At 64.6% G+C, this 23440-nt stretch carries 23 protein-coding genes; 13 read left to right on the forward strand and 10 right to left on the reverse strand.

Annotation, left to right across the window (positions count from 1 at the left end):
- Positions 1 to 34: 34 nt before the first annotated feature.
- The 3 genes from ACGLHT_RS05840 to ACGLHT_RS05850 all read left to right on the forward strand — a co-directional run bounded on the left by ACGLHT_RS05840 (position 35) and on the right by ACGLHT_RS05850 (position 2088).
- A complete protein-coding gene (locus ACGLHT_RS05840) occupies positions 35 to 391 on the forward strand; it encodes a 4a-hydroxytetrahydrobiopterin dehydratase (RefSeq protein WP_003254532.1) in 357 nt (118 codons plus the stop codon).
- Between the two features lie 290 nt (positions 392 to 681).
- Positions 682 to 810: a hypothetical protein gene (locus ACGLHT_RS05845; RefSeq protein ID WP_015271274.1), complete on the forward strand. Its 129-nt coding sequence runs from the start codon at positions 682 to 684 to the stop codon at positions 808 to 810.
- Between the two features lie 90 nt (positions 811 to 900).
- Complete coding sequence (locus tag ACGLHT_RS05850; protein ID WP_274120187.1) at positions 901 to 2088, forward strand: MFS transporter; 1188 nt, start codon at positions 901 to 903, stop codon at positions 2086 to 2088.
- A 123-nt stretch (positions 2089 to 2211) separates the two neighbouring features.
- On the opposite strand, the gene ACGLHT_RS05855 is transcribed toward ACGLHT_RS05850, so the two are convergent.
- Complete coding sequence (locus ACGLHT_RS05855; protein ID WP_274120186.1) at positions 2212 to 5232, reverse strand: FAD-binding and (Fe-S)-binding domain-containing protein; 3021 nt, start codon at positions 5230 to 5232, stop codon at positions 2212 to 2214.
- A 152-nt stretch (positions 5233 to 5384) separates the two neighbouring features.
- On the opposite strand from ACGLHT_RS05855, the gene ACGLHT_RS05860 reads away from it, so the two are divergent.
- Complete coding sequence (locus tag ACGLHT_RS05860; RefSeq protein ID WP_013973663.1) at positions 5385 to 6269, forward strand: LysR substrate-binding domain-containing protein; 885 nt, start codon at positions 5385 to 5387, stop codon at positions 6267 to 6269.
- Positions 6270 to 6446: 177 nt separating this feature from the next.
- Here the strand turns inward: ACGLHT_RS05860 and ACGLHT_RS05865 are convergent, their stop codons facing one another.
- From ACGLHT_RS05865 to ACGLHT_RS05890, 6 genes are all read right to left on the reverse strand, one after another.
- The gene (locus ACGLHT_RS05865) at positions 6447 to 7865 is read right to left on the reverse strand and encodes an amino acid permease (protein WP_170978866.1); all 1419 of its coding nucleotides are present in this window, start codon (positions 7863 to 7865) and stop codon (positions 6447 to 6449) included.
- Between the two features lie 742 nt (positions 7866 to 8607).
- The gene (rluB, locus tag ACGLHT_RS05870) at positions 8608 to 9675 is read right to left on the reverse strand and encodes a 23S rRNA pseudouridine(2605) synthase RluB (protein ID WP_274120185.1); all 1068 of its coding nucleotides are present in this window, start codon (positions 9673 to 9675) and stop codon (positions 8608 to 8610) included.
- A 274-nt stretch (positions 9676 to 9949) separates the two neighbouring features.
- On the reverse strand, positions 9950 to 10720 hold the full coding sequence (gene scpB / locus ACGLHT_RS05875; protein WP_274120184.1) for an SMC-Scp complex subunit ScpB: 771 nt from the start codon (positions 10718 to 10720) through the stop codon (positions 9950 to 9952).
- Positions 10707 to 11432, reverse strand: a complete 726-nt coding sequence (locus ACGLHT_RS05880; RefSeq protein ID WP_162276787.1) for a ScpA family protein — start codon at positions 11430 to 11432, stop codon at positions 10707 to 10709. Before ACGLHT_RS05880 ends, scpB begins: the two co-directional genes overlap by 14 nt.
- A 125-nt stretch (positions 11433 to 11557) precedes the next feature.
- Positions 11558 to 12187: an L-threonylcarbamoyladenylate synthase gene (locus tag ACGLHT_RS05885; RefSeq protein ID WP_038408376.1), complete on the reverse strand. Its 630-nt coding sequence runs from the start codon at positions 12185 to 12187 to the stop codon at positions 11558 to 11560.
- Between the two features lie 13 nt (positions 12188 to 12200).
- A complete protein-coding gene (locus ACGLHT_RS05890) occupies positions 12201 to 13061 on the reverse strand; it encodes a PHP domain-containing protein (protein WP_274120183.1) in 861 nt (286 codons plus the stop codon).
- Between the two features lie 67 nt (positions 13062 to 13128).
- On the opposite strand from ACGLHT_RS05890, the gene ACGLHT_RS05895 reads away from it, so the two are divergent.
- From ACGLHT_RS05895 to ACGLHT_RS05915, 5 genes are all read left to right on the forward strand, one after another.
- A complete protein-coding gene (locus ACGLHT_RS05895; RefSeq protein ID WP_003259096.1) occupies positions 13129 to 13722 on the forward strand; it encodes a septation protein A in 594 nt (197 codons plus the stop codon).
- 1 nt (position 13723) lies between these two features.
- Positions 13724 to 14023, forward strand: a complete 300-nt coding sequence (locus tag ACGLHT_RS05900; RefSeq protein ID WP_015271283.1) for a YciI family protein — start codon at positions 13724 to 13726, stop codon at positions 14021 to 14023.
- A gap of 205 nt (positions 14024 to 14228) precedes the next feature.
- Entirely contained in the window at positions 14229 to 14906 is a 678-nt protein-coding gene (locus ACGLHT_RS05905) for a response regulator transcription factor (protein ID WP_274120182.1), read from the forward strand.
- 101 nt (positions 14907 to 15007) lie between these two features.
- Positions 15008 to 15424, forward strand: coding sequence for a Spy/CpxP family protein refolding chaperone (locus ACGLHT_RS05910; RefSeq protein ID WP_137164566.1), 417 nt, complete (start codon positions 15008 to 15010; stop codon positions 15422 to 15424).
- A 60-nt stretch (positions 15425 to 15484) separates the two neighbouring features.
- Complete coding sequence (locus ACGLHT_RS05915) at positions 15485 to 16825, forward strand: HAMP domain-containing sensor histidine kinase (protein ID WP_085691668.1); 1341 nt, start codon at positions 15485 to 15487, stop codon at positions 16823 to 16825.
- Between the two features lie 147 nt (positions 16826 to 16972).
- Here ACGLHT_RS05915 and ACGLHT_RS05920 read toward each other — a convergent pair whose 3' ends face one another.
- Complete coding sequence (locus ACGLHT_RS05920) at positions 16973 to 17530, reverse strand: nitroreductase family protein (protein WP_025340139.1); 558 nt, start codon at positions 17528 to 17530, stop codon at positions 16973 to 16975.
- A 102-nt stretch (positions 17531 to 17632) separates the two neighbouring features.
- On the opposite strand from ACGLHT_RS05920, the gene ACGLHT_RS05925 reads away from it, so the two are divergent.
- Positions 17633 to 19087 carry a TrkH family potassium uptake protein gene (locus ACGLHT_RS05925; protein WP_013973677.1) on the forward strand — a complete coding sequence of 485 codons (1455 nt, stop codon included), beginning with the start codon at positions 17633 to 17635 and terminating at the stop codon, positions 19085 to 19087.
- On the opposite strand, the gene ACGLHT_RS05930 is transcribed toward ACGLHT_RS05925, so the two are convergent.
- Positions 19044 to 20105, reverse strand: coding sequence for an AraC family transcriptional regulator (locus tag ACGLHT_RS05930; protein ID WP_025340140.1), 1062 nt, complete (start codon positions 20103 to 20105; stop codon positions 19044 to 19046). The genes ACGLHT_RS05925 and ACGLHT_RS05930 overlap by 44 nt on opposite strands.
- Before the next feature lie 152 nt (positions 20106 to 20257).
- On the opposite strand from ACGLHT_RS05930, the gene ACGLHT_RS05935 reads away from it, so the two are divergent.
- Entirely contained in the window at positions 20258 to 20569 is a 312-nt protein-coding gene (locus ACGLHT_RS05935; protein WP_025340141.1) for a DUF962 domain-containing protein, read from the forward strand.
- 83 nt (positions 20570 to 20652) lie between these two features.
- Here the strand turns inward: ACGLHT_RS05935 and ACGLHT_RS05940 are convergent, their stop codons facing one another.
- Positions 20653 to 21465 carry a UDP-2,3-diacylglucosamine diphosphatase gene (locus tag ACGLHT_RS05940; RefSeq protein ID WP_085589115.1) on the reverse strand — a complete coding sequence of 271 codons (813 nt, stop codon included), beginning with the start codon at positions 21463 to 21465 and terminating at the stop codon, positions 20653 to 20655.
- Positions 21466 to 21596: 131 nt separating this feature from the next.
- Here ACGLHT_RS05940 and ACGLHT_RS05945 point away from each other — a divergent pair, with 131 nt between their 5' ends.
- Both ACGLHT_RS05945 and ACGLHT_RS05950 read left to right on the forward strand, forming a co-directional pair.
- Entirely contained in the window at positions 21597 to 22370 is a 774-nt protein-coding gene (locus tag ACGLHT_RS05945) for an AraC family transcriptional regulator (protein ID WP_085691671.1), read from the forward strand.
- Between the two features lie 178 nt (positions 22371 to 22548).
- A complete protein-coding gene (locus ACGLHT_RS05950; protein WP_274120181.1) occupies positions 22549 to 23439 on the forward strand; it encodes a DMT family transporter in 891 nt (296 codons plus the stop codon).
- The last annotated feature ends 1 nt before the right edge of the window (position 23440 follow it).

The raw sequence follows: 23440 nt of genomic DNA on the forward strand, positions 1-23440 counted from the left end.
CTCGCCGATAACAACTCGAACCGGAAAACACCACATGAATGCCTTGAACCAAGCCCATTGCGAAGCCTGCCGCGCCGACGCACCAAAGGTCACCGACGAAGAGCTGGCCGAGCTGATTCGCGAAATCCCGGACTGGAACATCGAAGTACGTGACGGCCACATGGAGCTGGAACGCGTGTTCCTGTTCAAGAACTTCAAGCACGCCCTGGCGTTCACCAATGCCGTGGGCGAGATCGCCGAGGCCGAAGGCCACCACCCGGGCCTGCTGACCGAGTGGGGCAAGGTCACCGTGACCTGGTGGAGCCACTCGATCAAAGGCCTGCACCGCAATGACTTCATCATGTGCGCACGCACCGACAAGGTGGCGGAGACGGCTGAAGGCCGCAAGTAACTGCTTGGAAATTGGGGCCGCTTCGCGCCCCTTCGCGGGCTTGCCCGCTCCCACAGGAACCGCGCAAGCCCTAATTTTCGCGGTCCTTGTGGGAGCGGGCAAGCCCGCGAAGGGGCGCGAAGCGGCCCCATTTTTTATGGGAAAAATGTCCGCTGTTCGCCCGCAAAACCGACAAGCGACCGCTAAAAAATCCAAACTGTCATCCAGACTTGTGTATCCTGCCCCAGCTTTGCGAAGCTTCAAACGCGCCTGGCGCAGACTTTTCACTCACACTTGCGAGGAACGACGAGATGCATGAAATCCCGAATCTTCCCTTCCCAAGCCTGAACCCAGAAGAGCCAACCGTGACCGTTCACGCCGAACCGGCAGCTGCCGTCGAGCAGGATGGTGACGATCAATCCAGCGCTGACCAGGAATAACCGCGCATCCCCGACTGTGTGAAAACGGCTGACCTGCGGGCTACCCCCGTCATCACGTTTTCACACCGTCCAGAACCCACGTAGGCCCTCATGCCCCACTCACCGCGCCCCCTTGCGGTCACCCTGCAAGTCGTCTCCATCGTCCTCTTCACCTTCATCGGCTACCTGAACATCGGCATCCCGCTGGCCGTATTGCCCGGCTATGTGCACAACGATCTGGGCTTCAGTGCCGTGGTCGCGGGGCTGGTGATCAGCGTGCAGTACCTGGCCACCCTGCTCAGCCGGCCCACCGCCAGCCGCATCATCGACAACCACGGCAGCAAGAAGGCAGTCATGTATGGCCTGGTCGGCTGCGGGCTCAGCGGGGTGTTCATGCTGGCCTGCGCCTTCCTCACCCACCTGCCCTGGCTGAGCCTGGCCTGCCTGCTGGTCGGCCGCCTGGTACTTGGCAGTGCGGAAAGCCTGGTGGGCTCCGGTGCCATTGGCTGGGGCATCGGCCGCGTAGGTGCCGAAAACACGGCCAAGGTCATTTCCTGGAATGGCATCGCCAGCTATGGAGCGCTGGCCATCGGTGCTCCGCTGGGCGTGCTGATGGTCAAGAGCCTGGGCCTGTGGAGCATGGGCGTGAGCATCATCCTGCTGTGTGCGCTCGGGTTGCTGCTGGCCTGGCCCAAACAGGCCGCACCGATCGTCAGTGGCGTGCGCCTGCCGTTTCTGCGGGTGCTGGGCAAGGTGTTCCCGCACGGCTCGGGGCTTGCCCTGGGCTCGATCGGTTTTGGCACCATCGCCACCTTCATCACCTTGTATTACGCCAGCCGCGGCTGGGCCAATGCGGCACTGACCCTGAGCCTGTTCGGTGCCAGCTTCATCAGTGCGCGACTGCTGTTCGGCAACCTGATCAACCAGCTTGGCGGGTTCCGGGTGGCGATCGCCTGCCTGTCGGTGGAAACGCTCGGGCTGCTGATGCTGTGGCTGGCGCCCAGCGCCGAACTGGCGTTGGCGGGGGCCGCGCTGAGCGGGTTCGGCTTCTCGCTGGTGTTCCCGGCACTGGGGGTGGAGGCGGTGAACCAGGTGTCGGCGGCCAACCGCGGGGCGGCGGTGGGGGCTTATTCGCTGTTCATCGATTTGTCGCTGGGGGTGACCGGGCCGCTGGTGGGCGCGGTGGCGGCGGGGTTCGGGTTTGCTTCGATGTTTCTGTTTGCGGCAGCGGCGGCGGCTTGCGGGCTGGTGTTGAGCCTGTATCTGTACAGGCAGGTGCGGCGTCAGCGGGGTCTCTAAAAACAGGGGGCGCGTTGCGCCCCTTTCGCGACACAAGGCCGCTCCTACAAGAAAAACGCGGTCTCTTGTAGGAGCGGCCTTGTGTCGCGATGGGCTGCAAGGCAGCCCCCGGGGCCCTGAAGGTCAGCGCTGCGCGTACTGCAGCACCACTTCCAGCGGGTGGCGCATCTGCCGCTCGGTCATGCGCTTGACCTGGCTGCGGCACGAGTAACCGGTCGCCAGCGGCTCGCCTTCCTTGTCCAGCTTGGTCGCCCACGACTGCTCGAAGATGGTCCGCGAAGTGTCCTGGTTACGCGCCTCGTGCCCATAGGTACCGGACATACCGCAGCAGCCAGTCGCCTCGGTCACCAGCTTCAGGCCAAGGCGGGCGAACACCTGCTCCCACTGCCTGGTGCTGGCCGGCACGTTGGTCTTCTCGGTGCAGTGCGCCATCAGGCGGAAATTGCCCGGCGCGGTCGGTGCCTGCTCCGGCAGCACATCCATCAACCACTCCTGCGGCAACAGCACCTGCGGGCAGCCATCCAGGCCCGGCACTTTCTGGTACTCCTGGCGATACACCAGGGTCATTGCCGGGTCCAGGCCCACCAGCGGCACGCCGCACTCGGCCAGGGCCTTGAGCTGGGTGGCATTGCGGATCGCCGCCTTGGCGAACGCACCGAGGAAGCCCTGAACGTGCAGTGGCTTGCCGTTGGCACTGTACGGCGCCAGGAATACCCGGTGGCCCAGGCGGTGCGCCAGGTCGATGAAGGCCGACAGCAGCGGCGTCTCGAAGTAACGGGTAAAGGCATCCTGCACCAGCACGATGCTGCGCTCGCGCTGGGCCGGGGTCAGTTCACGCAGGGCCGGCACGCTGGCCACGCCGACACGGCAGCGGGTCAGGGTGGCCTGGAAGTTGAAGCGGCTGATCAGCGGGCTGTCGACCATGCCGACCTTGTCGGCCAGCAGCTTGCTCACCCACTTCGAGCCCATCACCGCGTTGTACAGCCCTGGCGCGTGGGCCAGGTACGGGATGGTGAACTCCAGCGAACCGATCAGGTAGTCACGCAGCGGGCGCTGGTAGCGGCCGTGGTACAGCTCGAGGAAGCGCGAGCGGAAGTCCGGCACGTTGACCTTGATCGGGCACTGCCCGGCGCACGACTTGCACGCCAGGCACCCGGCCATGGCGTCATACACCTCATGGGAGAAGTCTTCCTGGCCCTGGCTGCGCGCACGGTTGTTGCGCAGGCGTGCCGGCAGGCCCTTGAGCCACGACACCTTGTTGCGCGCCGCCGCCAGCACATCGATGTTGGCCTCGCCCTGCAGGCGCAGCCATTCGCGCATCAGCGAAGCACGGCCCTTGGGCGAATGCTGGCGTTCACGGGTGGCCTTCCACGACGGGCACATGGCGTCGTTGGGGTCGTAGTTGTAGCAGGCGCCGTTGCCGTTGCAGTGCACGGCGCTAGGGAAGTCCTGCCACACGCGTTCGTCGATGGTGCGGTCGAGGTCGCCGCGCAGGGTCACGCCATCGACCTTGGTCAGGCCCTCGGCGCTGCCTGGCGGGGTGCAGATCTTGCCCGGGTTGAGCTGGTTGTGCGGGTCGAAAGCGCCCTTCAGGCGCTGCAGCGCCGGGTACAGCTCGCCGAAGTACTCCGGCACGTATTCCGAACGCAGGCCCTTGCCGTGCTCGCCCCACAGCAAGCCGCCATAGCTTTTGGTCAGCGCCGCCACGGCGTCGGAAATCGGCTTGACCAGTGCGGCCTGGGCCGGGTCCTTCATGTCCAGTGCCGGGCGCACGTGCAGCACGCCGGCATCGACGTGGCCGAACATGCCGTAGGCCAGGCCGTAGCCATCGAGCAGTGCACGGAAGTCGGCGATGTAGTCGGCCAGTTGCTCCGGCGGTACCGCGGTGTCTTCCACGAACGGTTGCGGGCGTACTTCGCCCTCGACGTTGCCCAGCAGGCCCACCGAACGTTTACGCATGGTGTAGACGCGGGTCACCGCCTCGGCACCCTCGGCCAGGGTGTGGCCCAGGCGCTCGACGCTGGTGTCGTTCTGCAGGTGCTGGATGAACGCTTGCACCTTGGCATTGACCTCGGCCGGCTCGTCGCCGCAGAACTCCACCAGGTTGATGCCCAGGGTCGGGCGCTCGGGGTCGGCCGGGAAGTACTCGGCGACGCTGTGCCAGACGATGTCCTTCATCGCCAGCATCAGCACCTTGGAATCGACGGTCTCGATCGACAGTGGCTTGTGCGCCATCAGCGCGTTGGCGTCACGCAGGGCATCCATGAAGCTGGTGTAACGCACGTTGACCAGCACGGCGTACTTGGGGATCGGCAGCACATTGAGCTTGGCTTCGACCACATAGCCCAGCGAGCCCTCGGCACCGCACAGCACGCTGTTGAGGTTGAAGCGGCCCTGCTCGTCGCGCAGGTGCGCCAGGTCGTAGCCGGTCAGGCAACGGTTGAGCTTGGGGAAGGTGGTTTCGATGAGGTCGGCCTGGGTTTCGTGGATCTCCCGCGCCATGCGGTACACCTCGCCGACCCGCCCGGGCGCGGCACAGGCCTGTTCCAGCGCGGCATCGTCGATCGGCAGGCTGTGCAGGCGCTCGCCACCGAGCAGCACGCTGTGCAGCTCCAGTACGTGGTCGCGGGTCTTGCCATAGGTGCAGCTGCCCTGGCCACTGGCATCGGTGTTGATCATGCCGCCGACAGTGGCACGGTTGGAGGTGGACAGCTCGGGGGCGAAGAACAGCCCGTGCGGCTTGAGCGCGGCGTTGAGCTGGTCCTTGACGGTACCGGCCTGCACGCGCACCCAGCGTTCCTCGACGTTGATTTCGAGGATCTTGTTCATGTGCCGCGACAGGTCGACGACGATCCCGTCGGTCAGCGACTGCCCGTTGGTGCCGGTACCACCGCCGCGCGGGGTCAGCTTGACCTGCTGGAAGCGCTCCTCGGCCATCAGCGTGGCGACCCGCGCCACATCGTCGGCGTCCAGCGGGAACACCGCCGCCTGTGGCAAGCGCTGGTAGATCGAGTTGTCGGTGGCCAGCACCGTGCGGGTACCGTAATCGGCACTGATCTGGCCACGGAAGCCGCTGCTGCGCAGGGCTTCGAGGAATTCGGGGTAGTTGGCGCTCGGGGCAACGGTCGGCAGCTGGGCGATCATCGAAGGATGGCCTCTTGATATTGGCTAATTCACGGGATTCCTGTCGTTCCGGCATGGGTGATGGCATGCGGAGGTGACGTGCAGGCCAATGTTCCTGTAGTTTCGCTTCAGGGGCAAACGGATAATCCTGCCGCTATTAATGACTTTCATGAATGAATTACCGCCATCTGACCCCATCCATGTCGCTGCTACTGGCTTTCGAGGCTGCCGCCCGGCATGAAAGCTACACCCGCGCCGCCGCCGAGCTGTCGCTGACCCAGAGCGCGGTCAGCCGCCAGGTGCAGGCGCTGGAGCAGCAACTGGGCCTGACCCTGTTCCGCCGCGAGGGGCGCCAGGTGCAGCTGACCGACGTCGGCCGCCTGTACCAGCGCGAGCTGAGCGAGGCACTGGGGCGCATTCGCAGCGCCACCTTGCAGGCACTGGCCTACCAGTCGGGGGTGGGCACCTTGCGCCTGGCCACCTTGCCCACGTTCGGCTCGAAATGGCTGCTGCCAAGGCTGCACGCCTTCTACAGCGCCCACCCGGGCATGCTGGTGCACATACATTCACGCATCGAAGCCATCAACTTCGACACCAGCGAGATCGATGCCGCCATCGGCGTGGCCAGTCACGACCTGCCGGGGTTGATCTGCCATCGCCTGCATGCCGAGGAACTGGTGGTGATATTGCCGCCGGAGGCTGGTGCGGACAGCCAGGGCTGGAGCCCTGCACGCATCAGTGAAGAGGTGCTGCTGAATGTGGCCAACAACCCGCATGCCTGGGGCGAGTGGTTTTCACACCATGGCCTGGCGCACCGGGCGATGCGCCTGGGGCCGAGCTTCGAGCTGACCTCGCACCTGATCCAGGCGGTACGCGCCGGGATCGGCATCGGCCTGGTGCCGCGCATACTGGTGGAGGAAGAACTGGCCAAGGGTGAGCTGTACAGCCCCGGGGTGGCATTTGCCAGCCAGCGCAGTTATTACCTGATCTACCCACCGCGCAATGAGGCATTGCCGTCGCTGCGGGCGTTTCGCAGTTGGTTGCTGGAGCAGATCTGAATGTCTGGGCTGCCTGTACCGGCCCTTTCGCGGGCACGCCCGCTCCCACAGGGACCGCGCTGAACTGGAACCTGTGGTGATCCTGTGGGAGCGGGCGTGCCCGCGAAAGGGGCGGCACAGGCAACAAAAAACCCGAAGCCAGTCACCCGGCTTCGGGTTTTCTATCGACGCAGCGCCTTACTTGGCCACGCTACCAGCAGCCCCAAGCGCCTGCGCCCTGCGGCGCGGCTTGACCATGTAGACCACGAACATGGCGAACAGCCACACCGGGATCGCATACACGGACACCTGGATACCCGGGATCATCGCCATGATGCCCAGGATCAGCACCACGAACGCAAGGCAAATGTAGTTGCCATAGGGGTACCACAGCGCCTTGAACAGCGGCTTCTGGCCAGTGCGGTCCAGGTGCTGGCGGAACTTCAGGTGCGAGTAGCTGATCATCGCCCAGTTGATCACCAGGGTGGCCACCACCAGCGACATCAGCAGCTCCAGCGCGTTTTGCGGCATCAGGTAGTTGAGCAGCACCGCGATCAGCGTCACGCCTGCCGACGCCAGGATCGAGCGCACCGGCACACCGCGGCTGTCGACCTTGGCCAACGATGCCGGGGCGTCACCTTGTTCGGCCATGCCCAGCAGCATGCGGGCGTTGCAGTAGGTGCCGCTGTTGTACACCGACAGCGCTGCAGTCAGGACCACGAAGTTCAGCAGGTGCGCAGCCACGTCACTGCCCAGCAGCGAGAACACCTGCACGAACGGGCTGCTGCCATAGCTGCCGCCGGAGGCATCGATGCTGGCGACCAGGTTGTCCCATGGGGTCAGCGACAGCAGCACCACCAGGGCACCGACATAGAAGATCAGGATACGGTAGATGACCTGGTTGATCGCCTTGGGGATCACGGTCTTCGGCTTGTCGGCCTCGGCGGCGGTGAAGCCGAGCATTTCCAGGCCACCGAAGGAGAACATGATGAAGGCCAGGGCCATCACCAGCCCGCTGACACCGTTCGGGAAGAAGCCGCCGTGCGACCACAGGTTGGCCACGGTGGCTTCAGGGCCGCCGCTGCCGCTGGTCAGCAGGTAGGCACCCAGGCCGATCATGCTGACGATGGCCACCACCTTGATGATGGCAAACCAGAATTCGGCCTCACCGAAGAACTTCACGTTCATCAGGTTGATGGCGTTGATCAGCACGAAGAACGCTGCCGCCGTGACCCAGGTAGGGATCTCCGGCCACCAGTAGTGGACATACTTGCCGACCGCCGAAAGCTCCGACATGCCCACCAGGATGTACAGCACCCAGCAGTTCCAGCCCGACAGGAAGCCGGCGAAACCACCCCAGTAGGTGTGGGCGAAATGGCTGAACGAGCCGGCCACCGGCTCTTCGACGATCATTTCGCCGAGCTGGCGCATGATCATGAAGGCGATGAAGCCGCAGATGGCGTAGCCAAGGATCATCGACGGGCCAGCGGATTTCATCACGCCTGCCGAGCCGAGGAACAGGCCGGTACCAATCGCACCGCCGAGGGCGATCAACTGGATATGGCGGTTCTTCAGGCCCCGCTTGAGCTCGCCTGAATGCATGTTTTGTCCACTCATGAACGAAGTCACCTGCATTGTTTTTATCTGTGACGGAATCGGACCCACCGCGCTCGTGGCGCAGCGGAATGGGCAAGGTGGTTACCTTGGGTTTCCTGACCTCAGGTGCCGCCGGGGCGGGTCAACCAGGCGTGATCAAGAGTGCGCGGTACGCAAGGGAGTCACAGGTAAAACGCGGCGCACTGTATACCCCTGCAAACGCGCAGGCGTCAACGCGTTGCATCGTTTCCTCGGGAAAAAACGCAGCGATCCTGTGGTGTGGGCCTTGAAAGGCGGAGTGATCGGCGTACATGGCGCCTCCATTTGTTGTTTTGTCAGCCTGGCTCTGTGGACAGGCTTTTGCACACGGCAATGGCGGCTATAACACCGTGGGGCGGGGCTTTGAGCAAGGGTGGGCGGGGCTTGGCTGGCTGTTTTGACGAGGGGTCGGCGGCAAGGTTTGTTTACACGATTCGACCTAATCTGAAATCCTGGCTGAAACCGACCACATTCGTACAATTTTCTTTACAGAGTGGTTCGGGAACTTGCCAGTCGTCCGAAAATTCTTTTTGTTCAATATCTTGGGGCCGCTTTGCGGCCCATCGCCGGCAAGCCAGCTCCCACAGGATGATCACAGGTGCGGCCATTGTGGTGACCCTGTGGGAGCTGGCTTGCCGGCGATGGGCTGCAAAGCAGCCCCAAAATCTGACAGGCATAAAAAAACCAGCCCGAAGGCTGGTTTCTCGATTACCACACAGGCCAATCAACCACGCGGTTTGCCGCGGCCACGCCCTGCCGGCTTGTCACCTTCAGGCTTGGCCGGACGCTTGCGCATCTCGCTCGGGCGCTCGGCCACGGTGCTGCCACGGCCGGTCTTGCGCGGAGCCTCTTCACGCGTCTGGCGCGCCGGGCGCTCACCGGCAGCAGCACCTTCGTGAGCCGGGCGCAGGCTGCGCACGCGCTCGCCACGGCCCAGCGGGCGGGTCGACTTGCGCTGCAGGCGCTCCATCTTGTCCTTGGCCTTGAGCTTCATGGCTGGCAGCGCCACCGGCTGCAGGCCAACTTCAGCAGCGAGGATGTCGATTTCGCCCTGGCTCATTTCACGCCAGCGGCCCATCGGCAGGTCGGAGTTGAGGAACACCGGGCCGAAACGCACGCGCTTCAGGCGGCTGACCACCATGCCCTGAGACTCCCACAGGCGACGCACCTCACGGTTGCGGCCTTCCATCACCACGCAGTGGTACCAGTGGTTGAAGCCTTCGCCACCTGGTGCCTTCTGGATGTCGGTGAACTTGGCCGGGCCATCTTCCAGCATCACGCCGGCCTTCAGGCGCTCGATCATTTCGTCGTCGACCTCACCACGCACACGTACCGCGTACTCACGGTCCATCTCGTAGGACGGGTGCATCAGGCGGTTGGCCAGTTCACCGTCGGTGGTGAACAGCAGCAGGCCGGTGGTGTTGATGTCGAGGCGGCCAATGTTGATCCAGCGGCCTTCTTTCGGCCGTGGCAGGCGGTCGAACACGGTCGGGCGGCCTTCCGGGTCGTCACGGGTGCAGATTTCGCCATCGGGCTTGTTGTACATGATCACCCGACGGGTGGCCTCGGCGGCCTCTTCGCGCTTGATCAACTTGCCATCCACGGCAATGGCGTCGTGCAGGTCGACGCGCTGGCCGAGGGTGGCCTCGACGCCGTTGACCTTGATGCGGCCCTGGCTGATCCAGGCCTCGACGTCACGGCGCGAGCCAACGCCAATGCGCGCCAGCACTTTCTGCAGCTTTTCGCCGGATGGAGGGGTGATTTCGGTATCTTGCAGGTCTTGCTCACTCATCTGGGCACCTCCCGGTGTAGGAATGAAATAAGGGTTCTGGCGACGAACGCGCCAAAAGGCCGCGCATCATACGCGGTTCGGCGGGGGAACGCACTGGAGGGTAGAGGGTTTTGTGGGCTTTGAGAGGGGTTTCTGCCTAATGGTTATGTATTGGCATGGCCGGCCCTTTCGCGGGCACGCCCGCTCCCACAGGTACTGCGCAGCCCTCAGGACCTGTGATATCCCTGTGGGAGCGGGCGTGCCCGCGAATGGGCCGGTACAGGCAACAAAGGAATCAGGGCAGTGACTTGCCCTCTTCTTCCATCGAGGCCTCAGCCTCTTCCTCGCGCAAATCATCGAAATCGGTCTTCAGCCCCTCTTCCATGGCATCCAGCTCCACCAGCAGGCTACGGAAGCTGGTCTCCTCCTTCGGTTCGGCAACCTGTTCCTCTTCCCCAAGGCTGGCATCCGCCAATGCCTGCAGGTGCGCCGGCACTGGCGCATCGTCCGGGTCGAGCAGCGGCTCGGGCTCCATTTCCCGCAGCTCGGCCAAGGCTGGCAGCTCGTCCAGGCTCTTGAGGTTGAAATGGTCGAGAAACGCCTTGGTAGTGGCGAACATCGCCGGCCGCCCGGGCACTTCGCGGTAGCCGACCACGCGGATCCACTCGCGCTCCATCAGGGTCTTGATGATGTTGCTGTTCACCGCCACGCCACGCACATCCTCGATTTCGCCACGGGTGATGGGCTGGCGGTAGGCGATCAGGGCCAGGGTTTCCAGCAGCGCGCGCGAGTAGCGCTGCGGGCGTTCTTCCCACAGGCGCCCGACCCACGGCGCAAAGTCCTCGCGAATCTGCAGGCGGTAACCGCTGGCCACCTCCTTGAGCTCGAAGGCACGGCCATTGCACGACTTGCCCAGCAGCTCCAGAGCCTGCCTGAAGACCTTGGGCTCCGGTCGCTCGGCTTCCTCGAACAGTTCGTACAGGCGCTCCAGGGATTGCGGCTTGCCCGAAGCCAGCAGGAAGGCTTCGATCAGCGACGCCAGGTCGCGGGGTTCATTCAGGTTCATCAGGTTCTTCAACAAGCGCGGGGCGAAGCCGCACGTGGATGGCGGCGAAGGGTTCATTCTGCACCAGTTCGATCAGCGATTCCTTCACCAGCTCGAGAATCGCCATGAAGGTCACCACCACGCCCAGCTTGCCTTCCTCGGCGGCGAACAGCTCGACGAACGGCACGAAACCGCCACCTTTCAGGCGTTCCAGCACCTGGCTCATGCGTTCGCGGGTGGACAAGGTCTCGCGGGTGATCTGATGGCTTTCGAACAGGTCGTTGCGGCGCATCACCTCGGCCATCGACACCAGCAGCTCTTCCAGGCTGACCTGGGGCAACAGCTTGCGCACCTTGGCCTGCGGCGCCTCCAGGCGCGGCACCACCACCTCGCGGCCAACCCGTGGCAATTCATCGATACCTTCGGCGGCGGCCTTGAAGCGTTCGTACTCCTGCAGGCGGCGGATCAGTTCGGCGCGCGGGTCGCCCTCCTCCTCCTCGACGTCGGCCGAGCGCGGCAGCAACATGCGCGACTTGATCTCGGCGAGCATGGCAGCCATCACCAGGTATTCGGCGGCCAGCTCCAGGCGCACGCTCTTCATCAGTTCCACGTAGCCCATATACTGGCGGGTGATTTCCGCCACCGGGATGTCGAGGATGTCGATGTTCTGCTTGCGGATCAGGTACAGCAACAGGTCCAGCGGGCCTTCGAAGGCTTCGAGGATGACTTCCAGGGCGTCCGGCGGGATGTACAGGTCCAGCGGCAGCTCGGTCAGGGCTTCGCCATAGACCAGGGCCAATTGCAGTTGGCGAGGCAACTCGGCCTGTTCGGCCGGCGCCTCGGGCGCTTCCACCTGGCTCACGCGTTGACCAGGAACGGCGTGGGGTCGCCGCAGCCTTCACGGACCAGCTCGGGTTCATCACCGGACAGGTCGATGATGGTCGATGCCTTGAGGTCACCGAAACCGCCGTCGATCACCAGGTCGACATGGTGCTCCAGGCGCTCACGGATCTCGTAAGGGTCGGTCATCGGCTCGGTGTCGCCCGGCAGGATCAGGCTCACACTCATCAACGGCTCGCCCAGTTCAGCCAGCAAGGCCAGGGTGATGGCATGGGCCGGCACCCGTAGCCCGATGGTGCGGCGTTTATCGTGCAACAGCAGGCGCGGCACTTCGCGCGTGCCATTGAGGATGAACGTGTAAGGCCCCGGCACATGTGCCTTGAGCAGACGGAAGGTGCCGGTATCGACCTTGGCGTACAACCCCAGCTGCGACATGTCGCAGCACATCAGGGTGAAGTTGTGGGTCTTGTCCAGCCCGCGCAGGCGCCGCACCCGTTCGATGGCCGCCTTGTCACCCATCTGGCAACCCAGCGCATAGGCCGAATCCGTCGGGTACACCACCACACCGCCCTTGCGGATAATCTCGACGGCCTGCTTGATCAGGCGCTGCTGCGGGTTCTCCGGATGAATCTGGAAAAATTGGCTCACGTAGTCGTCCTGTTCATACCGCCAAAGGCTGTTCATGGCTGAATCGGCGCCACAGAGGTGGCAGGTCCTCGGGCAAAGGCCGGTAGGCACCGATCTCGCCCCAGGTGCCGGGGCCGTGGAAGTCACTGCCAGCGCTTGCCAGCAGGCCGAACTCACGGGTGAGGATGGACATGGTGCCCACCTGCTCGGCAGGCATCATCCCGTTGACCACTTCAAGCGCCTGCCCGCCTGCCTGAATATAGTCGGCAATCAGCCTTCTGCGCTTGCTGCGGGTCAGATCGTAGTGCATGGGATGCGCCAGGCTCACCCAAGCGTTGGACTGGCGCAGGGTGGCGACGGTTTCATCGAGGGTAGGCCAGTGCTGCTTGACGTCCCCCAGCTTGCCGGCGCCCAGCCATTTGCGAAACGCCTCGCCGCGGTCCTTGACGTGCCCGGCACGCACCAGGTACTCGGCAAAATGCGGGCGCGCCGGGGCGTTGCCGCTATCGCCCAGTTCGTGCTGCACGGCGCGGGCGCCGTCGAGGGTACCGGGCATGCCCTTGGCCGCCAGCCGTTTGTCGATTTCTTCGGCGCGCAGCCAGCGGCCACGGTGCAGCGCTTCGATCGCCGCCTGCAGGGGCGGCGCGTCGAGCGGGAAGTCATAGCCCAGCACATGGATGGTCGCGCCACCCCAGGTGCACGACAGCTCCACCCCGCTGACCCAGTGCATGCCCTTGTCGCGGCACGCCTGGCGCGCCTCGGGCAGGCCTTCGATGGTGTCATGGTCGGTCAGTGCCAGCGTTTGCACCCCATGCTCATGGGCCCGGGCGACCAGTATCGAGGGCGACAGGGCGCCGTCGGAGGCCGTGCTGTGACAGTGCAGATCAACATTCATGGAGGAGCGCTTTCGCTGGAATCGATGTTTGTTATTATGCCGTCACATCCCGATTCTGGCTGCCATTGTGAAACAATTCATCGATTTCATCCCGCTGCTGCTGTTCTTCATCGTCTACAAGCTCGACCCGCGCCCCATGGAAGTCGCCGGCCACAGCTTCGAATTCGGCGGCATCTACAGCGCCACGGCCATGCTGATCATCAGCTCGCTGGTGGTTTACGGCGCGCTGTTCCTGCGCCAGCGCAAGCTGGAAAAGGGCCAGTGGCTGACCTTGGTAGCCTGCCTGGTGTTCGGCGGCCTGACCCTGACCTTCCACAGCGAAACCTTCCTGAAGTGGAAGGCGCCGGTGGTGAACTGGCTGTTCGCCCTGGGCTTCGCCGGTAGCCACTTCATCGGCGACCGGGTGCTGATCAAGCGCATCATGGGCCACGCCCTGAGCCTGCCCGATGCCATCTGGACCCGCCTGAACCTGGCCTGGATCGGCTTCTTCCTGTTCTGTGGCGCGGCCAACCTGTTCGTCGCCTTCACCTTCCAGGACTTCTGGGTCGACTTCAAGGTGTTCGGCAGCCTGGGCATGACCGTGATGTTCCTGGTAGCGCAGGGCGTGTACCTGTCGCGCCACCTGCACGACGACCCTTCTACCTCCAAACCCAAGGATTGACATGCTCTACGCCATCATCGCCAGCGACGTCGCAAACTCCCTGGAAAAGCGCCTGGCCGCCCGCCCGGCGCACATCGAACGCCTGCAGCAGCTGAAGGCCGAGGGCCGCGTGGTACTGGCCGGCCCGCACCCGGCCATCGACAGCAACGACCCGGGCGAAGCGGGTTTCAGCGGCAGCCTGATAGTTGCCGAGTTCGACTCCCTGGCCGCGGCGCAGGCCTGGGCCGATGCCGACCCTTACATTGCCGCGGGCGTGTACGACAAGGTGGTGGTAAAGCCGTTCAAGCAAGTGCTGCCTTGATCTGAGACGGCGTGGGCTTCTTCGCGGGCTTGCCCGCTCCCACAGGGACACCACAGGTCCTGAGGTTTGTGGGTTACCTGTGAGAGCGGGCAAGCCCGCGAAGAAGCCCACGCGGTACCGGCAGTTATACTGTTGCCATCAGTCTGCGGTATCTTTGCCACTGGCGGGCCGAATAGCCGCCGTCAATGGTTGAATTGAGTGAGTCATGAGCGAGCTGTTACTGATAGATGATGACCAGGAGCTGTGCGAGCTGCTCGGCAGCTGGCTGACCCAGGAAGGGTTTACCGTGCGCGCCTGCCACGATGGCCAGAGCGCACGCCAGGCCCTGGCCACGCATGCCCCGGCGGCCGTGGTGCTGGACGTGATGCTGCCCGACGGCAGTGGCCTGGGACTGCTCAAGCAGTTGCGCAGCGAGCATGCCGAACTGCCGGTGCTGATGCTCTCGGCCCGCGGCGAGCCGCTGGACCGCATCCTCGGCCTGGAACTGGGCGCCGACGACTATCTGGCCAAACCTTGCGACCCGCGTGAACTCACCGCTCGCCTGCGTGCCGTGCTGCGCCGCAGCCACCCCACCGCCACCACCAGCCAGGTGGAACTGGGCGACCTGGTCTACAGCCCTGCCCGTGGCGTGGCCAGCATCGATGGCCGCGAAATGACCCTGACCCTGTCCGAAAGCCGCATTCTCGAAGCCCTGCTGCGCCAACCCGGCGAGCCGCTGGACAAGCAGGAACTGGCGCAGATCGGCCTGGGCCGCAAGCTGACCCTGTACGACCGCAGCCTGGACATGCACGTCAGCAACCTGCGCAAGAAGATCGGCCCCCACGCCGATGGCCGGCCGCGCATCGTCGCCCTGCGCAGCCGTGGTTATTACTACTGCCTCTGAACATCTTTACCGAGCCTTTACCATCCACTGACCGCGCTTGACGGTGATCTCCCTAGACTGTGCTCATCCGGTAACCACCGGCCCATGAAAGGAGAGACACCATGCGCAAGACCCTTATCGCCCTGATGTTCGCCGCCGCCCTGCCGACCGTGGCCATGGCCATGCCTGAAGGCGGCCCGCGCCACGACGGCCCACATCATCGCGGTGATGCGCCTTTCCACCAACTGGACCTGAGCCGTGACCAGCGCCAGCAGATCGGCAAACTGATGGGCGAGCAGATGAAACAGCGCCGCGACATCACCGAGCGCTACCTGTCCAAACTGCCGGCCGCCGACCAGAAGGCGCTGAAGGACGAACTGCAGGCCAACCGCGACAAGACCGACAGCGCGGTCCGTGCCCTGCTCAAGCCAGAGCAGCAGAAGAAGTTCGACGAACTGCAGAAGGAACGCGCCGCACAGAAAGCCGAGTGGCAGGAGTTCCAGGCCTGGAAAGCTGAAAAAGGCAACAAGGCCCAGTAAGCTGTCCGCCCGATGCCCGGCCCGCCTCAGTGCGAGCCGGGCTTTTCTTGTTTGCAGGAGGTGCACTTGCGTTCACTGTTCTGGCGCATCCTGGCCAGTTTCTGGCTGGCCATCACCCTGGTTGCGGGCCTGTCGATCCTGCTGGGCCATATGCTCAACCAGGACGCCTGGATCCTCAGCCGCCACCCGGGCCTGAATACCCTGGCCAGCAAGTGGGCCAAGCATTACGAACAGGAAGGCCTGGCTTCGGCACAGCACTTCCTGGAACGGCGCAAGGACCGCTACAAGATCGACGTGCAGGTGCTCGACGACAGTGGCGAAGCCGTGGTGCCCGGCACCTTCCCGCGCCGTGCGGCGGCCTTCGAGGCACGCCAGCACAATGACCAGCGGCGCCTGCCGTGGCGCCGGTTGACCGAGGAATACACCAGCCCCGACACCGGCGAGACGTACCTGCTGATCTACCGCATCCCCCACCCGGCGCTGGATGCCTGGCACCGCGAAAGCCTGTTGTGGCCGCTCAGTGCGCTGGGCATTGCCCTGGTGGTGCTGACCCTGTTCAGCCTGCTGGTGACCCTGTCCATCACCCGCCCGCTCAGCCGCCTGCGCAGCGCCGTGCATGACCTGGGCCAGACCACCTACCAGCAGAACAGCCTGGCGCAGCTGGCGGCGCGGCGTGACGAGTTCGGCGTGCTGGCCAAGGACTTCAACAAGATGGGGGCGCGCCTGCAAAGCACCATCGGCAGCCAGCGCCAGTTGCTGCGCGATGTGTCCCATGAACTGCGCTCGCCGCTGGCCAGGCTGCGTATCGCCCTGGCCTTGGCCGAGCGCGCCGAGCCTGAGCAGCGTGAGGCGCTGTGGCCACGCCTGACCCGCGAATGCGACCGTCTGGAAGACCTGATCAGCGAAATTCTCGCCCTGGCGCGGGTCGATGCCGAACAGGCCCATGCCGAGCCGGTCGACCTCAACGCCCTGCTCGGCAGCGTGCGCAAGGACGCCCAGCTCAGCGCACCAGAGCAGGACGTGCGCCTGGAGGCACAACCGGGGTTGACCTTGCAGGGTTGGCCAACGCTGATCGAGCGTGCCGTGGACAACCTGCTGCGCAACGCCCTGCGCTTCAACCCGCAGGGCCAGCCAATCGAAGTCAGCGCCATGCGCGAGCAGGATCGTATCGTGATCAGCGTGCGTGACCATGGGCCGGGAGCGGCGGCGGAACACCTGGCGCAGCTGGGGGAACCGTTCTTCCGTGCGCCGGGGCAGGATGCGCCGGGGCATGGGCTGGGGCTGGCGATTGCACGCAAGGCGGCAGAGCGGCATGGTGGCAGCCTGGTGCTGGAGAACCATCCACAGGGGGGCTTTGTGGCGCGGCTGGAGTTGCCTGTGACTGAAGCGACAGGCAGTTGATTTGATGTAAATGCATCCGGCCTCTTCGCGGGCTTGCCCGCTCCCACAAGTACAACACTGCCTTCAAGGCCTGTGTAGTACCTGTGGGAGCGGGCGAGCCCGCGAAGAGGCCATCTGCCCCTATGGAGCAATCAGCCCAAGGCCGCGTTACTCGCCCCAGGCACTGACGAAATCAGCGGTTTCCAGAATCGGCGCGGTGCGCGGCTCGGTCAGCGGCGTACCCACATACAGATACCCGATCAGCTCCTCGTTCGCGGCCAGCCCCAGGCCCTTGTGCACATGGGCATCGAAAGCCATGTCCCCAGTGCGCCACACCGCACCGATACCTTGCGCATGCGCCGCAATCAGAATGCCGTGCGCCGCACAGCCTGCCGCCAGCCGCTGCTCGGACTTGGGCACCTTGAAGTGGTCCTGCAGCTTGGCAACGACCACGATCAGCAACGGCGCCCGCAGGGGCATGGCGCGGGCCTTGTCCAGGGCAGCCTGGCTGGCATCCCCCTTGTGCTGCAGCGCTTCGGCGAACAGCTCACCCAGCTTCTCGCGGCCCTGGCCCTCGATGGTGAGAAAGCGCCACGGCCGCAGCTGGCCGTGGTCCGGAGCGCGCAGGGCGGCCTGGAACAGCGCCTCGCGCTGGGCGGCATTGGGCGCCGGGTCGGTCAGGCGTGGCACGGAAACACGGTTGAGCAATGCGTCGAGAGCCTCCATCGGCTACCCTCCTGGCAGGTAAATGTGCCGCCATTCTAGCGTTTACATCACCAGACCCATAGGTAGAATGGCGCCCTTCCGTTTCGAGTCAGAGCAGATCACATGGCGTTGCCGACCTTAAGGATCATTGGTTTCATCATCGGCATCTTCCTGATTACCCTCGCCGTCAGCATGGCCGTGCCCATGGCGACCCTGGTGATCTTCGAACGCACCCGTGACATGCCGTCGTTCCTCTGGTCGAGCCTGATCACCTTCATTGCCGGCCTGGCCCTGGTGCTCCAGGGCCGCCCCGAGCATGTGCACCTGCGCCCGCGCGACATGTACCTGCTGACCGTCAGCAGCTGGCTGGTGGTGTGCGTGTTCGCCGCCCTGCCATTCCTGCTGACCCAGCACATCAGCTACACCGACGCCTTCTTCGAAAGCATGTCGGGCATTACCGCCACCGGCGCCACGGTGCTCAGCGGGCTGGACAACATGTCACCGGGCATCCTGATGTGGCGTTCGATGCTGCACTGGCTCGGCGGCATCGGCTTCATCGGCATGGCGGTAGCGATCCTGCCGCTGCTGCGCATCGGTGGCATGCGCCTGTTCCAGACCGAATCGTCCGACCGCTCGGAGAAAGTCATGCCGCGCTCGCACATGGTCGCCAAGTCGATCGTGGGGGTATACGTCGGCTTCTCGATCCTGGGCGCGCTGGGATTCTGGTGGGCCGGCATGAGCCCGTTCGATGCGATCAACCACGCCATGTCGGCGATTTCCACTGGCGGGTTTTCCACCTCCGACCAGTCGCTGGCCAAGTGGGATATCCCGGCCGTGCACTGGGTCGCGGTGGTGGTGATGATCCTCGGCAGCCTGCCCTTCACCCTTTACGTGGCAACCCTGCGCGGCAACCGCAAGGCACTGATCCGCGACCAGCAGGTGCAGGGTTTGCTGGGCATGCTGGTAGTCACTTGGCTGGTGCTTGGCACCTGGTACTGGGCCACCACCAACCTGCACTGGCTCGATGCCCTGCGCCACGTGGCGCTGAACGTGACTTCGGTGGTCACCACCACCGGCTTCGCCCTGGGTGACTACAGCCTGTGGGGCAACTTCTCGCTGATGCTGTTCTTCTATCTGGGCTTCGTCGGCGGCTGCTCCGGCTCGACGGCGGGTGGCATCAAGATCTTCCGCTTCCAGGTCGCCTACATCCTGCTCAAGGCCAGCCTCAACCAGCTGATCCACCCACGCGCGGTGATCAAGCAGAAGTACAACGGCCACCGCCTCGACGAAGAAATCGTGCGTTCGATCCTGACTTTCTCGTTCTTCTTCGCCATCACCATCTGCGTCATGGCGCTGCTGCTGTCGTTGCTTGGCGTGGACTGGATGACCGCCCTGACCGGCGCTGCCGGCACGGTCTCGGGTGTGGGCCCGGGCTTGGGTGAAGTGATCGGCCCGTCAGGCAACTACGCCACGCTGCCGGACGCTGCCAAGTGGATTCTCGCCAGCGGCATGCTGCTCGGCCGATTGGAAATCATCACCGTGCTAGTGTTGTGCATGCCGGCGTTCTGGCGTCACTGACCACCTCGGGCTCGGCACCCAGGCGGGCGCGGTACTCACTGGGTGTGGCATGGAACCAGCGGCGGAACGCCCGGTAGAAGTTGCTGGGGTCGGCAAAACCCAGCAGGTAGGCGGTTTCCAGCAGGGTCATGCCTGGCTGCGCCAGGTACTGTTCGGCCAATTCGCGGCGGGTATCGTCGAGCAGGGTCTGGAAGCTGGTGCCTTCTTCCTGCAGCCGCCGCTGCAAGGTGCGCTGGGACAGGTGCAGGGCCTGGGCCAGGGTTTCGCGCTTGGGCTCGCCCTGCGGCAGGATGCGGCACAGTACCTGGCGCACGCGGTGGGTGACCCGGCTTTCCGAGAAGCGCGCCAGGTATTCGCCGGCAAAGCGGTCATGCAGGATGGCCATGGCTTCGTTGGCGGTGGGCAGCGGCGCCTCCATGTCGGCGCGCTCGAACACCAGCGCATCGTGCGGCGCACCGAACACCAGCGGCGAATGGAACGCCACCTTGTACGGCTCGATATTCTTTGGCTGCGGCCCCTGCACCAGCACCCGGCGCGGTTGCACCGGCCGACCGCTGAGCCAGCTGCACAGCGCCAGCGCGCAGGCCAGCGATGCCTCGGCACTGTGCCGGGTCGGTGGCAGATGGTCGCCGTGTACGGTCAGGATCAGCGAATAACCCTCGGGGCCGAGGACGAAGCTGAGGTCGGAGCTTTCGGCGATGATGCGCTGGTAACGCACCAGGCGCTCGAAGCCTTCGGCCAGGGTGCGGCTGGACATCAACGCATAGCCCACCACATGGAACGACGCCGGGCGCACCACCCGTGCCATGTTCAGGCCTATGGCCTCGTTGCCCGACAGTTCCACTGCCAGTTGCCACAGCCGGGTCATGGAGTCCTGGGGGAAGCGCGCGTCGGGGTCGTCGAGGGCAGCGAAATCCAGCCCCAGCTGCTTGAACATGGCCCGGCAGTCCAGCCCTTCCAGCTCGAGTGCCTTCACGATCCCTGATGCCCAGCTGGCTGACGTGGTTCTTTCGCTCATGACAGGCATTTATGCTGACCGCTCCTGCGGTGAACCCCAAGGATATTCAATTGGCGCCTATTGTCACTGATAGGCCTCGCCAGTCACTCTAGACTCGATTCGGGCTCCACGCCGTGCATCTTGTCCAGAAGTATTAATCCCGGAGCACTGTCATGAACCGCACAGCGCAGTTTCGCAGTTTTGCCGAGTTCTACCCTTACTACCTGGGGGAGCACAGCAACCCCACCTGCCGCCGCCTGCACTTCGTCGGCACCAGCCTGGTGATAGCCCTGCTGGCCTATATCATCGGCAGTGGCAAATGGTTGTTGCTGCTGGCCTTGCCCGTGTTCGGCTACGGCTTTGCCTGGGTCGGGCATTTCTTTTTCGAAAAGAACCGGCCTGCGACCTTTACCCATCCGCTGTATAGCCTGATCGGGGATTTCGTGATGTTCAGGGATATCCTGTTGGGCAAGATCAGCCTGTAGATTTTTTGGGGCCGCTTTGCGGCCTGTGGGAGCGGCCTTGTGTCGCGAAAGGGCTGCAAGGCAGCCCCCTTGGCCCTCAACCCCTACGCCGGTTCGCGCACCGCCGCCGCTGCCTGCGCCTCCCGCGCCTGCGCCTCCGCCAGCCGATAAAGCTCGATCGTGCCATCCCAATGCTCGATCAGCGCCGTGCACGACTCCACCCAATCCCCGCAATTGAGGTACTCCACCTCCCCCACCTGGCGAATCTCGGCATGGTGGATATGCCCACACACCACCCCATGAAAACCGCGGCGGGTGCACTCGTGGGCAATGGCATCCTCGAAGTCGCTGATGAAGTTCACCGCGCCTTTGACCTTGTGCTTCAGGTACGCCGACAGTGACCAATAGCCGTATCCATAGCGGGCACGCCAGTGGTTGAGCCAGCGGTTGAGCACCAGGGTGAACTCGTAGGCACGGTCACCGAGGAACGCCAGCCAGCGGTGGTAACGGGTAATCACGTCGAACTGGTCGCCATGGATCACCAGCAGGCGGCGGCCATCGGCGGTCAGGTGCTCGGCCTCGTCCACCAGCTGGATGTTGCCGAGCATCAGCTTGGAGTAACGGCGCAGGAATTCGTCATGGTTGCCGGTGACGTAGATCACCTCGGTGCCGCGCTTGCTCATGGTCAGCAGGCGGCGGATCACGTTGGTATGGGCTTGAGGCCAGTAGATTCCGCCGCGCAGCTTCCAGCCATCGATGATATCGCCCACCAGGTAGATGCGGTCGGCCTGGTAGCCCTTGAGGAACTGCGACAGGTGTTCGGCCTGGCAGTCGCGGGTGCCCAGATGCACATCGGAAATCCACAGGGTACGCACGCGTTGCTTGCGCGAGGGACGGGACAGTTCGGCATGGGTCATGGGCAGGCTCCGGCGCAGTTTGCTGGAGACTGGCAGGCGCGGATGACAGCGCAGTGGCAAAACCGTTACGAGTGATGGACTGCAGGGAATGAGGCACAATGCGGTTCTGCCCTGCGAGGACGACTCTCCCCATGACCGCCGGCCCGATCCTCTCGCTGCGCCATTACCGCGACAGCCTGATCGCCCACAGCCACGAACACCCGCAACTGGTGTTCGGCCTGCGCGGGCGCCTGGAGTTCGAGGTGCAGGGGCATGGCGCCGGGATCGATCGACAGGGGCTGATCGTGGTACCGGCGGGCGCCCATCACACCTGCGCCAGCGATGGCGGCAGCGATTGCCTGGTGCTGGATGTACCAGGGGACCACTGGTTGCGCGAGCAACTGGGCGAACATGCCGATGCCAGCCGCCGCCTGCTCGACCGCCCCGCCGCCCTGGGCCTGGACGAGCGTCAGCAGCAATTGGTTGACTGGCTGGCGACCAGCCCCATGCACGACCCGCTGATTGCCCGGCAAGGGGCAGCGCTGCTGCTGGCCAGCCTCAACCCCACGGCAGCAGCCAGCGTCGCAGCCAGCCAGCGCCTGCCCTATGCCGCCTTCGATGCGCATATCGAGCGGCATGCCGCCTACCCGCTGCAAGTGGCTGACCTGGCGCGCATCGCCGGGTTGTCCAGTGCCCGCCTGCATGCGCGCTTTACCGCAGAATGCGGGATGACGCCGATGGACTACATTCGCCAGCGGCGCTTGCTCAAGGCGCGGCGGCTGGTGATGCAGACCTTGCTACCGATGGGGGAGATTGCGGCGCAGGTGGGGTACAGCTCGCAGAGTGCGTTTTCGGCGGCGATGTTGCGGGCGTTCGGGTGTACGCCGTTGGCATTGCGGCGAGAGTCTGGCGACAACTCACACTAGCCTTGCGACAGAATGCATTCTTCTGTGCCTATACACTGAGCCTGTACCGGCCCTTTCGCGGGCGCGCCCGCTCCCACAGGTGTTGCACCGTTTTCAACACCTGTGCAGTACCTGTGGGAGCGGGCATGCCCGCGAAGAGGCCGGCACAGCCAGTAGAGATCTTGAGCAAGGACCACCCATGAACCACCGCACCGCCCTCGGCGCCCTGCACATCGGCGCGCTGTTCTTCGGCCTCACCGGCGTCTTCGGCAAACTGGCCGCCAGCGCCAGCCCGGCGATCATCGTCTTCGGCCGCGCCGCCTTCGCCGTGCTCGCCCTGGCCCTGTTCGCCAGCCTGGCCGGGCCGGGCTGGCAACGCCTGAGCGGCCAGGACGCCCGCCGCCTGCTGCTCGGCGGCGTGCTGCTGGCCGGGCACTGGGTCAGTTTCTTCATCGCGGTAAAGGTCGCCGGCGTGGCCATCGCCACCCTCGGCTTCGCCAGCTTCCCGGCCTTTACCGTGATCCTCGAAGGCCTGCTGTTCCGCGAACGCATCCGCCGCAACGAGGCTTTGCTGGTGTTGCTGGTCAGCATCGGCCTGGTACTGGTCACACCGGCATTCGACCTGGCCAGTGAAGCCACCGGCGGCCTGCTCTGGTCATTGCTGTCGGGGCTGCTGTTCTCCCTGCTGTCACTCACCAACCGCGCAGGCTCCGGCCGTCTGCCTGCAGTGCAGGCGGCGCAGTGGCAGAACCTGGTGGTGGGCTTGTGCCTGCTGCCGTTCGCGGCACCGGACCTGGCCGGCGTAGCCACCATGGACTGGCTGTGGATCGCTCTGCTCGGCATCTTCTGCACCGGCGTGGCGCACAGCCTGTTCGTCGCCAGCCTGTCGGTGATCAAGGCGCGCACCGCCGCCGTGGTGTTCGGCATGGAACCGGTCTACGGCATTGCCGTGGCCTGGGTGGTGTTCGCCGAAACCCCGACCCTGCGCATGCTGCTGGGCGGCGCGCTGATCATCTTCGCCATCGTGCTGTCCAGCCGCCTGGCCGCCGAGCAACCGCCCAGGCAGCGGCCGCTGGCCGAGGGCGCCTGAT

The sequence above is a fragment of the Pseudomonas sp. PsB genome (assembly GCF_043658375.1).
Classification (GTDB): Bacteria; Pseudomonadota; Gammaproteobacteria; order Pseudomonadales; family Pseudomonadaceae; genus Aquipseudomonas; species Aquipseudomonas putida_Z.